Raw genomic sequence first — 12,976 nt, forward strand, 5'->3', positions numbered from 1 at the left:
CAGAGGATAACAAAAAATGAAACTAGTCATTGTACGCCATGGAGAAACCGAGTGGAATGTACAGAACAAGGCGATGGGGCAACTCGATAGTCCATTGACACCCAAAGGCATCCAGCAGGCTTATGCCATTGGCGATCGCTTACGCCGTATTTCATTCACCACCTTTTACAGCAGTGACCTAGGTCGTGCTGTTCAAACAGCCAACATTATTGCTGAAGTATGTGGAAAGAAAGTCATTTTTGACTCGGAATTACGAGAGTGGAATATGGGAATATTTCAGGGATTAACAGTCTTGGAAATGCACAAGAAGTTTCCACAGGAACGGCAAGACTATGAACGTATTGGCTTTGAATACGTCATCCCGCAAGGAGAAAGTTTAAGGCAATGTAGAGACAGAGGCTTTCGTGTTCTGAATGCGATAGCGAAGCGCTGCTGCGAAGCGCAGATCGCTGAACGACATTTAGATGAAACCGTTGTGGTGGTCACTCATGGTTGTGTCTTGATGGGTTTTTTTGAAATGGTACTTGGTCTCCCACCTGGAAATAGTTGGCGCTTCCAGCTGCATAATGGGAACTTTTGCACTTTTGAGTATGTTAACGGGCGGTGGAGTCTTATTGTTTGGAATGATGTGAGTCATCTCGAAAATATAGAGACCTTCAGTAAGGATTCAGCTATAAGCTTGAGGAATTAAAAAAGGGGTCTGTACACTAGGGTTAACCATAGCTTGTAGAGATTGTTCAAAAATTCAATTCAATACCCCACCACCTAAATCCTTAGGTCGAGATTATCTGGAACGAAAGCGATTGAAATGAAAAAATCCATAGGTTTGACGCTTAATGCTACTTCCTTCTCTTTTGAAGCTCACAGACATAAAATTCTTCAAGTCGTTGTATGTGATTCTTTATGTCGTATCGTTGGGCAGAGAGAAAAGCGTTGTTAATCACCTTTTCTCTAAAGTATGAATCGCTTAAAAGTGCTAGGATGCCTTGGGCAATTTGATCGCTGTTTTTGTAATCTACAACCCAGGCATTCTCTTTATGTATGGCATGATCCAAAGCACTACCTGCAAGAGTAATAACAGATGGAACTTTAGAAAGCATTGCTTCTACATAGACTTGTCCGAACGTTTCTTGAATTGCATCAGTAGGCACATGGACAAAAACATCAAATAATCTGAACAAAGCGAAAAGGTCTTCTTCAAATGGGATTTCAATATAGCTATGCTCAGGTAATTGCGCCAACTTGTCTGTGATACTGATAATGTCATCGTATTGAGGCGCAACGATGTCTTCTTTACGCGCATTACGAATTTTCTCCTCCAGATCCGCACGATTGGTATGTGTCCCTGAAAGAACTAAGATTGCATTGGGATAAGCTTCGAGAACCTGCTTGTGTGCTTCAATGACGTATTCAACTCCTTTCCATCTGACATACCTTGCAGCCACACCAATAACAGGACCTTGATGATTTTCTAGATACTTAAATCGCAATTGATCAATACGCGAAGAATCTACATTCTCAAATTCACTGATATCAAATCCCGTTGGTATCAGTGTGATTTTATCATCGGGGATGCCGTCTTCTATCATGCCTTGCTTGCTTTTGTTGGTAACAGCAATAACATTGGTGGCACATTCCCATATCAAGCGATGCTTGCTTGGAGCATGACGCGAATAGTATTTAATCGAAGGATGTTCCCTGGTGAAGATTCGTACTGGAACATGGGCGTAATAAGCAGCTTGCATTCCAGCCAAACTTCCGGCGAACCAATGGGTATGAACAATGTCGGTTTTATTTGCGATCAAGTGTTCGTAGAGAAATTTGACGATTTCTGGGGTATTGCTATAGTCCTGATAGGAAGTCACAGTGCAAGGAATATTAATCTGCTCCAAAAAGGAGATGATCGGATCGCCTTCATTAAGAATGACATAGTCAATTGCAAACTTACTCTTGTCGATATATGTGGCAACCAATTCAAAGGGAACCCAACGAATATGGTGCGTGAAGATATAGGTAATTTTAATTTTCTGCTGTGCTAGAACCATAACTGTGGAACTAGTGGTATTTGTATAATTTCACACAGATAGAATCACGGCTAGACCTTCTCGCAAGCCTGAATTTGGCTCAAAATTTCCGAAAGTGGCCAATATCCCCAGGATTCTGTAATCTTCTGGTTCTCAATCTTGAATATCTCTAATGCCTCAAATTCTACTTTCACTCCACTAGGAGCTATACCAACAAATTCACCCAGGTGTGTAGCTGTAAAGTGACCTCGAAATACGACTTTGTTATTTTCCTCAATGAGATCGTTAATTACCACTTTGATATCTGGAAAAGCTTTGTGAGTCGCCTTCAATATCTCAATCGCGTCCTCGACACTTCGGACTTGAGGTAGTCCATGATCTATATAATTCGGCGCAATATATTTGTACGCAGCTTCGTAATCTTGATTGTTATAGATTTCAAAAAACTGTCTAACCACTTCCTTATTAGTCAGGCTATCCATAGAATTTTATTTCTACCTTGACAGGGAAATCATACACGAAGGCTGTTACATTGTAAACTCAAGAGTTTCCAAGGCGATAGCTAGCCCCTAAGGGGGCGCTGCGCAAACGCAGCAGCATAGCGGCAGAGCGCGCAAATTTTTTGATGATTTAAGTCATCATTGGTTTAATCTTGAGAATCTTTCCGAAATCGGGATAACTACTATCTTCACTTGCGAACAACTGATATCAGTACCTGGTCAATTGCTGCCAATACGTCCCTATCAAGTTGGACTCCTGATGCAGCAGCGTTGTCAACAATTTGTTCGGGACGACTAGCACCGATAATGGCTGAAGATACGTACTCAGAGCCTAGTACCCAAGCCAGAGCTAATTGTGGCATACTCAACTTTAAGTCTTGGGCAATGGGTTTCAGTTTCTGTACTGCTGTTAGAGTGTCATCGCTAAACAACTCCTCCAGCAAATACCAATTCATTTTTTCATTTGCAGCGCGAGAATTTGGAAGTGGAACTTGTCCTGGCTGATATTTCCCTGTAAGTACACCTTGAGCTAATGGCGACCAGACAATCTGACCAATACCGTTAGCTGCACACAATGGAAATACCTCAGCTTCCGGTTTGCGCCACAGCAGAGAATACTGAGGCTGACTGGAAACAAAGCGTTCAACATCAGCAATATCGAGCGCAGACTGAATTTGCTCTGGACTCCACTCACTAAAGCCAATGTAACGAGCTTTTCCCTGACGCACCACCTCAGTCAGTGCTGTCATTGTTTCCTCTAAAGGTGTATCCGGATCGTAGCGATGGCATTGATACAGGTCAACATAATCGGTACGCAATCGGTTTAAGGAAGCATCAATTTGTTTTTTGATTTGGGCTGCTGACAGTCCGCGATCGCTAGGTGACGTAGGAAAGAAGACCTTGGTTGCTAGGATATACGACGATCGCTCAATTCCTTGTAATACTTCCCCCAGAAATGACTCAGCGCCACCAGCCGCATAAGAATTAGAAGTGTCAATAAAGTTAATACCAATGTCAAAGGCTTTATAAATGCAAGCCTCTGCATTTTGCCGTTCTACACCCTCATTAATACCCCAAGAACCAAGACTGATTTCAGAAATACGCAATTCACTGTTACCTAATTTTCTGTATTTCATGGTATTTCGTATTTCACTGGTGTTTTTACTTCTGTTACGAAAAAAAATGACACAATTAGTCAAGAAAATTATACAGGAATTCTAAATAATTTCTAAACAATTCTGTTCTCTATTGCCTATTGCCTGCCTATACAAATCAGTTCAGAAATCAAAAAGGATTACTCTATGAGTTGGCAACAGCTTCGTTTTCCTCATTTGATTGCAAAGTCACAGGTATCTGTATTGCCAAAGTTAAAGTGCAAGACAACATAAACATGGATAAAGCCAACCATAAAAAATGATTACTTTGAAAATAGAAGGTTGATAAAGATAGACCAATGAATCCCAGCAAGCCACTGATTATGTATGTATTGCGTACAGCAACTCCCTCACCCAAGCCAGCAAAATATCCATCTAGAACATAAGCGAATCCTGAACCCACGACAACAAGAAGCACCCAGGGGATATAGACTCTAATTGCTTCTATCAATTCAGAATGGTTCGTAAACAGATTAAATATAGGATCAGGAAAAAAGACAGCAGCCACCCCAACTACTAAAGCAATAGCCAAATTAGTTCCTAATGCAATTTGCAAAAGTGGGACAAATTTATGTTTTGCTCCTTGACCTTGAAAGTTACCGATTAAAGTCACAGTAGCGTATTCTACTCCATCACACATATACATACTTAATGCTACGACTTGAAGAAGTAAAACATTTTCAGCCAGAACACTAGTTCCCAATGTTGCACTAAAAGCATTGAAAAGGACAAAAATAGATACGATAACTACAGACCTAACAGATAGATTGCGGTTTAGAACAAAAGGAGTTTGGAAGGCGGACAAATTAAAGACTTTCCCTGTTAAATTACCTACTTCTTTTAACGGGACTTCACGGATAATCATCACAAGCCCTACAAATAAGGTTAGATATTGGCTAATAGCTTGCGACAATCCAGCCCCCATGCTTGACCAATCCCAAAGAACAATGAAAAGATAATTCAGTACAACATTAGCAACGTTTCCAACAATAGCAAGGAAAAGGACTTTGCGATTTTTTTCTTGTCCAAGAAACCATCCAAATAAGGCTAAGTTAACCAAAGCCGCAGGCGCTCCCCAAATCCGGGTATTAAAATAAGCAATACCGGCCAGTTCCACATCTGGAGTAGCGTTCAACAACAGAAAACCTAGCTTCCCTAGAGGGTATTGCAATAGCAGAAAAAGTATACCCAATCCTAAAGCAATTAAGGCATTTTGTAGACCTGCTAGAACTATTGCTTCTTGATCATCTCGTCCAGCGGCTTGAGATATAACGGCAGTTGTTCCTGACTTGATAAAGGAACAACTCTCGTAGAGAAAATCAAACAAAATAGCACCTAATGCCACCCCAGCTAAATAACTAATGCTTGAGAGGTGTCCCAGGAAAGCTACGCTGATTGCACCGGACAAGGGTATTGTAATATTAGACACTACGTTGACAGTAGCGAGTTTTAAAAAGCGAGATAGAAAGTCGTATTGAAGCAATGTTAAAATCCCTTAGGATAGATATTTAAGTATATTTTATCGGCCTTTGTTCTTTCCTCACCACAATTAACTATGATGCTCTTGAGGAGAGTATTGCTTATCAGGCAATCTAAGAGTTTCGTAAGGGGCGTAATCCAACTAACTTAGCTCGGAATTAACAGAACACTATTATCACAACTTACGGTCATGATTTTGCTATAGCCAGCACAGAATTCACCCGTAATACTTCACCAAACAACTTAGGTCGGCAAGCAACAGACTTGAGTGCGCACACAGCAAGGGTGGAAGATTGTGGCAGCACATGTCAGCATACGTGAAAAGCAATGATTGGAGGCAATCGGCACGCCGTCTAATGCTTTTTGGTCTAGAGGTCTATTCTTCGGTCGAATTCCTCTGGGTTATCGGTTTCTACGGTGATAAGTTTGCACGCTTGAGTTTGGTTGATGATTCAAGCTCATGTTCAGGTCATGCAGCGTACAGAAAAAGAATTTGGTAATACCAATTCTCCATGAAGATGCACTTAATATTTATTAGACGAACCGCCAAGACGCCAAGAACACCAAGAATGAAAGAGTAAGTATTAAGTGCAAGTTTACAGAGAATTGGTATAAGAATTCAGCACCAATGAGATCACAAATCAGAATTTATAAGGAGTCTATGATTTTTGGTATATTCCTTTCATCAAATTTTCAACGGAATTTTTAACTCTTCTGACTCAGGAATTGCTGGCTCCTGAATTCTTACCAAATTTCTCCTAATTTAATAAAATCTGTAATATTACCTTGCCGCGATTTTGTTGGTACACGAAGGCGTCTTCTCCCTCTACTCTCTCCACGTCTGTAGTCTCCCCCTTTCCCTGGTTCCGCTATGCTTCAAAAACTCCGACTCAACTTCAGTTCGTTGTTTGGCTTGTGCTTGTTGGTACTTTCTTTATGGGCAATTAGCCACGAACTACGTGAGTATCGTTACCAAGATGTTTTGAACTCTTTAGGAAAAATTCCTAAAAGGCACTTAAGTTTGTCAATTTTATTGTCAAACATAGGCTATCTAGTGATGGTCTCATATGATGCTCTAGGCTTTAGCTATATTGGTCGTTCTCTGGCTCTGCGAAAAATTGCTTTCACTGGGTTTATTAGCTCTGTACTCGGCAACACCATAGGTTTTGCTTTGGTAACTGGCAGTGCTATCCGTTATCGTTATTATTCCAATTGGGGAGTATCACCACTGGCGATCGCCCAAGTTATTGCTTTTGCCAATTTTACTTTTTGGTTAGGAGTTTTTGCCGCATCTGGCGTAATATTTCTCTTCAACCCCTTGGAAATCCCCACCCAAATACATTTACCTTTTACAGACACACGTCCTCTGGGTGTTATTTTCCTATTAATAGTTATTTCTTATTTATTAGGAAGTATTTTTATTAAAACACCGTTAGTCATTCGTCGCCAAGAGTTTCGTTTTCCTTCTTTCAAGATAGCTTTTGCTCAAGTCGTCATTTCTAGCATTGACTGGATGATAGCTGCAGCAGTTCTTTATTTGCTGCTTCCTGCCAATAGTGTATCTTTTCTGGACGTGTTGAGAACCTACTCACTCGCTATGTTTGCAGGTGTAGTAAGTAACGTCCCTGCTGGGTTAGGAGTGTTTGAGATTGTCATCTTGTATTTTCTGTCTGCTAAAGTTTCTCCTGTAGTTGTTTTGGGTGCAACACTAGCTTACAGAGCAATTTACGACTTATTGGCTTTGCTAATAGCAACAAGTTTACTGGGACTCTATGAAATTAAACACGGTACAAGAAATATAATTAACAAATAGAATTCCTAGGGACAATTGACTACATAAAACTTATGGCGCTCATAGTTCAGAAATATGGTGGTACATCTGTCGGTTCAGTAGAGCGTATTCAAGCTGTTGCACAGCGCGTGTGCAAAACGGTTATTGCAGGACACTCTCTTGTTGTTGTGCTTTCCGCTATGGGAAAAACCACAGATGGACTCGTTAAGCTAGCATACGAAATCTCACAAAATCCCAACAGCCGGGAAATGGATATGTTGCTGTCCACAGGTGAGCAAATATCCATTGCTTTAGTCAGTATGGCTTTGCAAGAACTGGGACATCCAGCTATTTCTTTGACAGGAGCGCAAGTAGGAATTGTTACTGAAGCCGACCATACCCGAGCGCGAATTTTACATATCGAAACACAACGCATCCAGCGACATCTTAATCAAAATAAAGTTGTTGTCGTAGCAGGCTTTCAGGGGATTACCAGAACAGAGGAATTGGAAATTACAACATTGGGACGTGGCGGTTCAGATACCTCAGCGGTGGCTTTGGCAGCTGCCTTACACGCAGATTTTTGTGAAATTTATACTGACGTACCAGGGATTTTAACAACAGACCCCCGTTTGGTTCCAGAAGCACAACTGATAGATCAAATCACCAGCAACGAAATGCTGGAACTCGCAAGCTTGGGGGCAAAAGTCTTGCATCCTCGTGCGGTGGAAATTGCCCGGAACTATGGCGTTCCTTTGGTGGTACGCTCTAGTTGGACAGATGAACCTGGAACTTGGGTGATTTCACCAGCGCCACGTCCGCGAGCACTTGTGAATTTGGAAATTGCTCGTTCCGTTGATGAAATTGAATTTGATACCAATCAAGCGAAAGTGTCGATGTTACGTGTTCCAGATAAACCAGGTGTAGCAGCGCGGTTATTTGGGGAGATAGCACGTCAGAATGTGGATGTGGATTTGATTATTCAATCAATTCACGAAGGTAATACGAATGACATTGCGTTTACCGTGATGGCACCAATATTAAAAAAGGCGGAAGCTGTAGCACAAGCGATCGCCCCTGTTCTGCGTTCTCAAAAGGCAACAGAAAATGAAGAAGCGGAAGTGATGGTACTGCCCAATATTGCTAAAGTTAGTATTGCAGGTGCGGGGATGATTGGGCGTCCTGGTGTGGCAGCGAAGATGTTTGCGACTCTTGCAGAAGCAGGTGTTAATATCCAGATGATTTCTACGAGTGAAGTGAAAGTGAGTTGCGTAATTGATAATGCAGATTGCGATCGCGCCGTTGCTTCCCTTCGCACCGCCTTTGAAATTGAAGAAGACAAAGGAAATTTGACCCTCCCTCCCTCCCTCCCTCCCTCTCTCCCTCATTCCCTCTCTCCCTCTCTCCCTCATTCTCTCCCTCCCGTCAGAGGTGTCGCCCTGGATATGAAGCAAGCGCGTCTAGCTATTCGTCAAGTACAGGATCGTCCAGGAACAGCTGCGAAGATATTTGGATTGTTGGCAGAACACAATATCAGCGTAGACATGATTATTCAGTCCCAGCGATGTCGTATGATGAATGGCATTCCTACGCGGGATATTGCCTTCACTACTGCCAGAATAGATGCACAAGTAGCACAAAAAATGCTTCAACAATCAGCAGCAGAATATGGATGGGGTGAAGTCGTCCTGGATAATGATATTGCCAAAGTCAGTATTGTGGGAGCAGGCATGGTCGGACAACCAGGCATCGCGGCTACAATGTTTGAAGCACTATCCCAGCACCAAATTAATATCCAAATGATTGCGACTTCGGAAATTAAGATTAGCTGTGTTGTCGCGCAAGAAGAAGGCGTGAAGGCGTTGCAAGTCATTCATACAGCCTTTGGGCTGGCGGGTAGTCAGAGTATTCAAGTGCCTGCTTGATGGTTGGTTTTGAAACAGAGATTTTCTGTCTTACGAGACGCACTCGCGTTCGCAACCTCACCCTGCCCTATCGGGCATCCCTCTCCTTACTAAGGAGAGGGAAAGATTTTAGCGCAGCTAAAAGCGAGGGTGAGGTTTTGAGCGCTTCGGTGTGTACACGGTAGCCTTAGCAAGGGGAGGGGTTATCTGTGGCAAATATTTTTTGAATCTGTAAGTATTAAAATTAAGACAATAAAGTTTAAGATGATCACCGAAGCATCTTTGTTGTCAGACAAGAAAGATATTTTAGATAAATTAAAACATTGCTCCTTAAAAGCAGGTTATGCCAAACCTCAGCACATCACACACAACAGGACAAAATTTAGAGCTTTTTCATCTCCAAAGTAACACCTCTTTTGAATTGCCACCAAATCTTCCGATTTTTCGGATTGGTAAGCCAAACGAGCAAATTACACCGGACATCAATGTTTTAGCTTTGCCAAATGCCGATATTGTTTCTCGGCTTCATGCAGAAATTCAGGTAGAAGAAAATACTTATTATATTATTGATACGGGAAGCTCCAACGGCACATTTCTTAATAGTGTCAAACTAGAGCCAAAAAAGCGCTACCCCCTTAATTTAGGAGACAAGATAGACCTAGGTCAACAAGGAAATATAACTTTCATTTTTCAACAGAAACAAAATTTTGCTTCGACTTCTTATTCCAGACTGACTCGTCAACCCACAGTTGTTCAGGCTCGGATAGTACAGCCTGAGATGACTGAAAACAACAAACAACATCAAGTGGATCGTCCGAGTAAACTTGTCGGCTTAGTGCTGATGGTTTTAGGGATTTTGATCATATCTACAAACTCTCGAATTGGTTTATTTATAGGTATCCCTAGTATATTGTTATGTCTTGCAGGAGCTATCGTTTTAAGCCGACGCCATCTAAATCGTAAAATAGGATGGGTTTTGATCGGGTTGGGAGTTGCAATCATGTTGTTCACAGGCAATCTTTTTGCATCAGTCAATCTTTTCGCTATCCTGGCATCATCTGCTTTATTATTCGCTGGATATCAATTGTTTAATACGGGCAAAGTCTTGAATTATAGTTTGCACTCTTTGAAGGGATTATTTAAGAGATAGTTAAGTAGCTCAACCTAATTAAACGTGAAATGTCATTGCGTTAGCGTAGCGTGCCCGAAGGGCATACAAAACGCAGTGGAGCGTTCGCGCAGCGTGTCCCCTTGGGACTCAGCAATCGCAAGAATCGTATTTGATGTTTTTTTATGTTGACCTACTTATTATGACGATCGCCAACACAATCCTCGTCAACGTGATCCGATTCAACAGCTAATGCTTCTGTGCCTCTAAGCGACTTGTATGGCTCTGTGCAGTTGATTGAAAAATGTTGAAACAAAACCACGTACTTTGTAAAAAACTTGACAATCATAAGTGATATACTCTATTTTTAAGACAGCGTGTTGAGTCCATCGACACACCTCGCCCGATCCTTGAAAACCGCATAACTTCGTTAAGGTGTGTCGATTGCTTACCCAGTAAGCTTTTCAGACGCTAAAATTTATTTATTGTGGAGAAAGTTTAATTACTTTTTAGGGGCGCGTCGATTGGGGTATCTAAAACCCTCTCCCAGTAAGGCTTCCAGAAGTGAACTCTTTCCACTTACATCGCCCCTAACGGGGATGGAAACGCTACTATACCAGCCGCAGTTTCGATAGGATCAGCTTTAACTTTCCACTTACATCGCCCCTAACGGGGATGGAAACGTTGTACTGACCTGAGGTTTGTTAGAAGCAATAACTTTCCACTTACATCGCCCCTAACGGGGATGGAAACGATATTTTTCTCTCCATTCAGAAAGTTTAGGAAACCTTTCCACTTACATCGCCCCTAACGGGGATGGAAACGGTTGGAGTTAGTGCTCCATTGAAGCCAGGAATATTCCTTTCCACTTACATCGCCCCTAACGGGGATGGAAACTGGCGAAGGCACCAGGGTTTCTGTTCAAAAAAATGCTTTCCACTTACATCGCCCCTAACGGGGATGGAAACCTTCCCATTTTATAGAAAAAGATGGAATGCTAATAGCCTTTCCACTTACATCGCCCCTAACGGGGATGGAAACATGAACCGATAACTACGGAAACCAAGAGTCCAGCAAACTTTCCACTTACATCGCCCCTAACGGGGATGGAAACACAACTTGTAAGCCTCTATCTTGATCTCTATTATCAACTACTTTCCACTTACATCGCCCCTAACGGGGATGGAAACACATGTAGTCCCGTAAATTAGACCATAATGGTCAGCTTTCCACTTACATCGCCCCTAACGGGGATGGAAACCTTAAATTAAATCAAAATCAAAACTACAACGGTCCGGGAACTTTCCACTTACATCGCCCCTAACGGGGATGGAAACTTTTTTACTATCTCTTTACCAAAAGCCAGGCTACCAGCTCCTTTCCACTTACATCGCCCCTAACGGGGATGGAAACCATAGGTTGAGAAGGCGAAGCAGAAGTTGCGGAATCTTTCCACTTACATCGCCCCTAACGGGGATGGAAACGAAGTTAGGGCTAGTGTTTAATGCTTGCAATGCCCTTTCCACTTACATCGCCCCTAACGGGGATGGAAACGAAGGAATAAGTGCAGCATTTGATGCTAGGACTACCTTTCCACTTACATCGCCTCTAACGGGGATGGAAACGCATCATCATGTTCATACCTTGAGTAGGCATTGTCATGTCTTTCCACTTACATCGCCCCTAACGGGGATGGAAACGTGACCAATTCCAGCACTCCTTCTTCAAAATGTTGACTTTCCACTTACATCGCCCCTAACGGGGATGGAAACTTGTAAGAAAGGTTTTGCCGATCTCCACTTACTACCCTTTCCACTTACATCGCCCCTAACGGGGATGGAAACATCCGCAACGCTCCGATGCGATTTTCTCTAAAGTTTTCTTTCCACTTACATCGCCCCTAACGGGGATGGAAACGATTGAACTAGACCGGGAATGCGTATGTCTGTTTTTGGTCTTTCCACTTACATCGCCCCTAACGGGGATGGAAACTTTTCGTATCTTCCACCAGAGCAAACACTGCCGTACTGCTCAACTTTCCACTTACATCGCCCCTAACGGGGATGGAAACTCTTGCTGGCATCGAGTCTCGTATACGTTTACCGCGGCTTTCCACTTACATCGCCCCTAACGGGGATGGAAACACTCCTTCCCTGACTTCTACGTTGATATTCTGTGCTTTCCACTTACATCGCCCCTAACGGGGATGGAAACATTACTAATGCCATATTGTGCTAACTTTGAAGCATCCAGAGTCACAAGCTTGGTTATGGTTTCTCAACCCCTCGCAACAACTCCATCAGAAATTATTTACCCAGAAAGCGACGGCAAGCCAATGGCAGATAATACCAAGCAGTTCCGTTGGATTGTGCAGATTCAGCAAAATCTTGATTGGCTGTACGCTGATGATCCAAATGTCTTTGTGGCTGGGGACTTGTTATGGTATCCACTAAAAGGTCGAAATACGATTGTCACAGCACCAGACGTGATGGTAGTGCTTGGTAGAACAAAGGGCGATCGCACTTCATATAAACAATGGGAAGAAGACAACATTCCGCCGCAAGTCGTCTTTGAAATTCTCTCTCCCAGTAACAGTTCTACTGAGATGGACAAAAAGCTTTTATTTTACGATCGCTACGGAGTTCAAGAATATTACATCTACGATCCAGACAAGAATATTTTGAGAGGCTGGTTGAAAGCAGACGATGGACTAGATGTGATTGGAGAAATAGCAAACTGGGTAAGTCCCCGCTTGGGTATCCGGTTTGACTCATCCGGCGAAGAGTTGCAAATCTATCGTCCCGATGGTAGCAAGTTTTTCTCTTATGCTGAAGTAAACGAGCAGCTAGAACAAGAAAAGCAACGCGCCGAACAAGAAAAGCAACGCGCCGAACAAGCACAACAGGAATTGGAAAAAGAACGTCAGCGATCGCAAAACCTAGAGGATGTGTTGAAAAAGTATCGCGATCGCTTTGGCGATGTCATCGAGTAGTTTTTTAGACTTTTTGTACGCGAAACCGTCTTCCTATTCCCTAT

At 42.5% G+C, this 12,976-nt stretch carries 10 protein-coding genes, 1 pseudogene and 1 CRISPR repeat array; of the genes and pseudogenes, 7 read left to right on the forward strand and 4 right to left on the reverse strand.

Features of this window, described 5'->3' with window-relative positions:
• Positions 1 to 16 precede the first annotated feature (16 nt).
• Complete coding sequence (locus AC5JM2_RS19440; protein ID WP_495836485.1) at positions 17 to 691, forward strand: histidine phosphatase family protein; 675 nt, start codon at positions 17 to 19, stop codon at positions 689 to 691.
• A gap of 148 nt (positions 692 to 839) precedes the next feature.
• Here AC5JM2_RS19440 and AC5JM2_RS19445 read toward each other — a convergent pair whose 3' ends face one another.
• The 4 genes from AC5JM2_RS19445 to gntT form a co-directional block, all read right to left on the reverse strand.
• Positions 840 to 2,045, reverse strand: a complete 1,206-nt coding sequence (locus AC5JM2_RS19445; protein ID WP_495836486.1) for a glycosyltransferase family 4 protein — start codon at positions 2,043 to 2,045, stop codon at positions 840 to 842.
• A gap of 50 nt (positions 2,046 to 2,095) precedes the next feature.
• Entirely contained in the window at positions 2,096 to 2,506 is a 411-nt protein-coding gene (locus AC5JM2_RS19450) for an ester cyclase (RefSeq protein ID WP_495836487.1), read from the reverse strand.
• 206 nt (positions 2,507 to 2,712) lie between these two features.
• Complete coding sequence (locus AC5JM2_RS19455; RefSeq protein WP_495836488.1) at positions 2,713 to 3,660, reverse strand: aldo/keto reductase family protein; 948 nt, start codon at positions 3,658 to 3,660, stop codon at positions 2,713 to 2,715.
• Positions 3,661 to 3,823: 163 nt separating this feature from the next.
• Positions 3,824 to 5,161 carry a guanitoxin biosynthesis MATE family efflux transporter GntT gene (gene gntT, locus AC5JM2_RS19460; protein WP_495836489.1) on the reverse strand — a complete coding sequence of 446 codons (1,338 nt, stop codon included), beginning with the start codon at positions 5,159 to 5,161 and terminating at the stop codon, positions 3,824 to 3,826.
• Between the two features lie 170 nt (positions 5,162 to 5,331).
• On the opposite strand from gntT, the gene AC5JM2_RS19465 reads away from it, so the two are divergent.
• The 6 genes and pseudogenes from AC5JM2_RS19465 to AC5JM2_RS19490 all read left to right on the forward strand — a co-directional run bounded on the left by AC5JM2_RS19465 (position 5,332) and on the right by AC5JM2_RS19490 (position 12,932).
• Complete coding sequence (locus AC5JM2_RS19465; protein WP_495836545.1) at positions 5,332 to 5,478, forward strand: hypothetical protein; 147 nt, start codon at positions 5,332 to 5,334, stop codon at positions 5,476 to 5,478.
• A gap of 77 nt (positions 5,479 to 5,555) precedes the next feature.
• A pseudogene (locus AC5JM2_RS19470) lies at positions 5,556 to 5,652 on the forward strand (IS5/IS1182 family transposase); the annotation flags it as partial.
• Between the two features lie 376 nt (positions 5,653 to 6,028).
• Positions 6,029 to 6,970 carry a putative bifunctional lysylphosphatidylglycerol flippase/synthetase gene (locus tag AC5JM2_RS19475; RefSeq protein ID WP_495836490.1) on the forward strand — a complete coding sequence of 314 codons (942 nt, stop codon included), beginning with the start codon at positions 6,029 to 6,031 and terminating at the stop codon, positions 6,968 to 6,970.
• Positions 6,971 to 7,002: 32 nt separating this feature from the next.
• Entirely contained in the window at positions 7,003 to 8,853 is a 1,851-nt protein-coding gene (locus AC5JM2_RS19480; RefSeq protein WP_495836491.1) for an aspartate kinase, read from the forward strand.
• 322 nt (positions 8,854 to 9,175) lie between these two features.
• Positions 9,176 to 9,982, forward strand: a complete 807-nt coding sequence (locus AC5JM2_RS19485; protein WP_495836492.1) for an FHA domain-containing protein — start codon at positions 9,176 to 9,178, stop codon at positions 9,980 to 9,982.
• Between the two features lie 529 nt (positions 9,983 to 10,511).
• Positions 10,512 to 12,154: a CRISPR direct-repeat array (repeat unit 36 nt; unit sequence CTTTCCACTTACATCGCCCCTAACGGGGATGGAAAC).
• Positions 12,155 to 12,209: 55 nt separating this feature from the next.
• Positions 12,210 to 12,932: a Uma2 family endonuclease gene (locus tag AC5JM2_RS19490; RefSeq protein ID WP_495836546.1), complete on the forward strand. Its 723-nt coding sequence runs from the start codon at positions 12,210 to 12,212 to the stop codon at positions 12,930 to 12,932.
• Positions 12,933 to 12,976: the final 44 nt, after the last annotated feature.

The organism is Brasilonema angustatum, from assembly GCF_059505445.1.

Bases quoted from the DNA above. Each gene is read 5' to 3' on its own strand.
- AC5JM2_RS19490 (WP_495836546.1), top strand. From the start codon at position 12,210: ATGGTTTCTCAACCCCTCGCAACAACTCCATCAGAAATTATTTACCCA.
- AC5JM2_RS19450 (WP_495836487.1), bottom strand. From the start codon at position 2,506: ATGGATAGCCTGACTAATAAGGAAGTGGTTAGACAGTTTTTTGAAATC.
- AC5JM2_RS19480 (WP_495836491.1), top strand. From the start codon at position 7,003: ATGGCGCTCATAGTTCAGAAATATGGTGGTACATCTGTCGGTTCAGTA.
- AC5JM2_RS19440 (WP_495836485.1), top strand. From the start codon at position 17: ATGAAACTAGTCATTGTACGCCATGGAGAAACCGAGTGGAATGTACAG.
- AC5JM2_RS19445 (WP_495836486.1), bottom strand. From the start codon at position 2,045: ATGGTTCTAGCACAGCAGAAAATTAAAATTACCTATATCTTCACGCAC.
- AC5JM2_RS19475 (WP_495836490.1), top strand. From the start codon at position 6,029: ATGCTTCAAAAACTCCGACTCAACTTCAGTTCGTTGTTTGGCTTGTGC.
- AC5JM2_RS19485 (WP_495836492.1), top strand. From the start codon at position 9,176: ATGCCAAACCTCAGCACATCACACACAACAGGACAAAATTTAGAGCTT.
- AC5JM2_RS19455 (WP_495836488.1), bottom strand. From the start codon at position 3,660: ATGAAATACAGAAAATTAGGTAACAGTGAATTGCGTATTTCTGAAATC.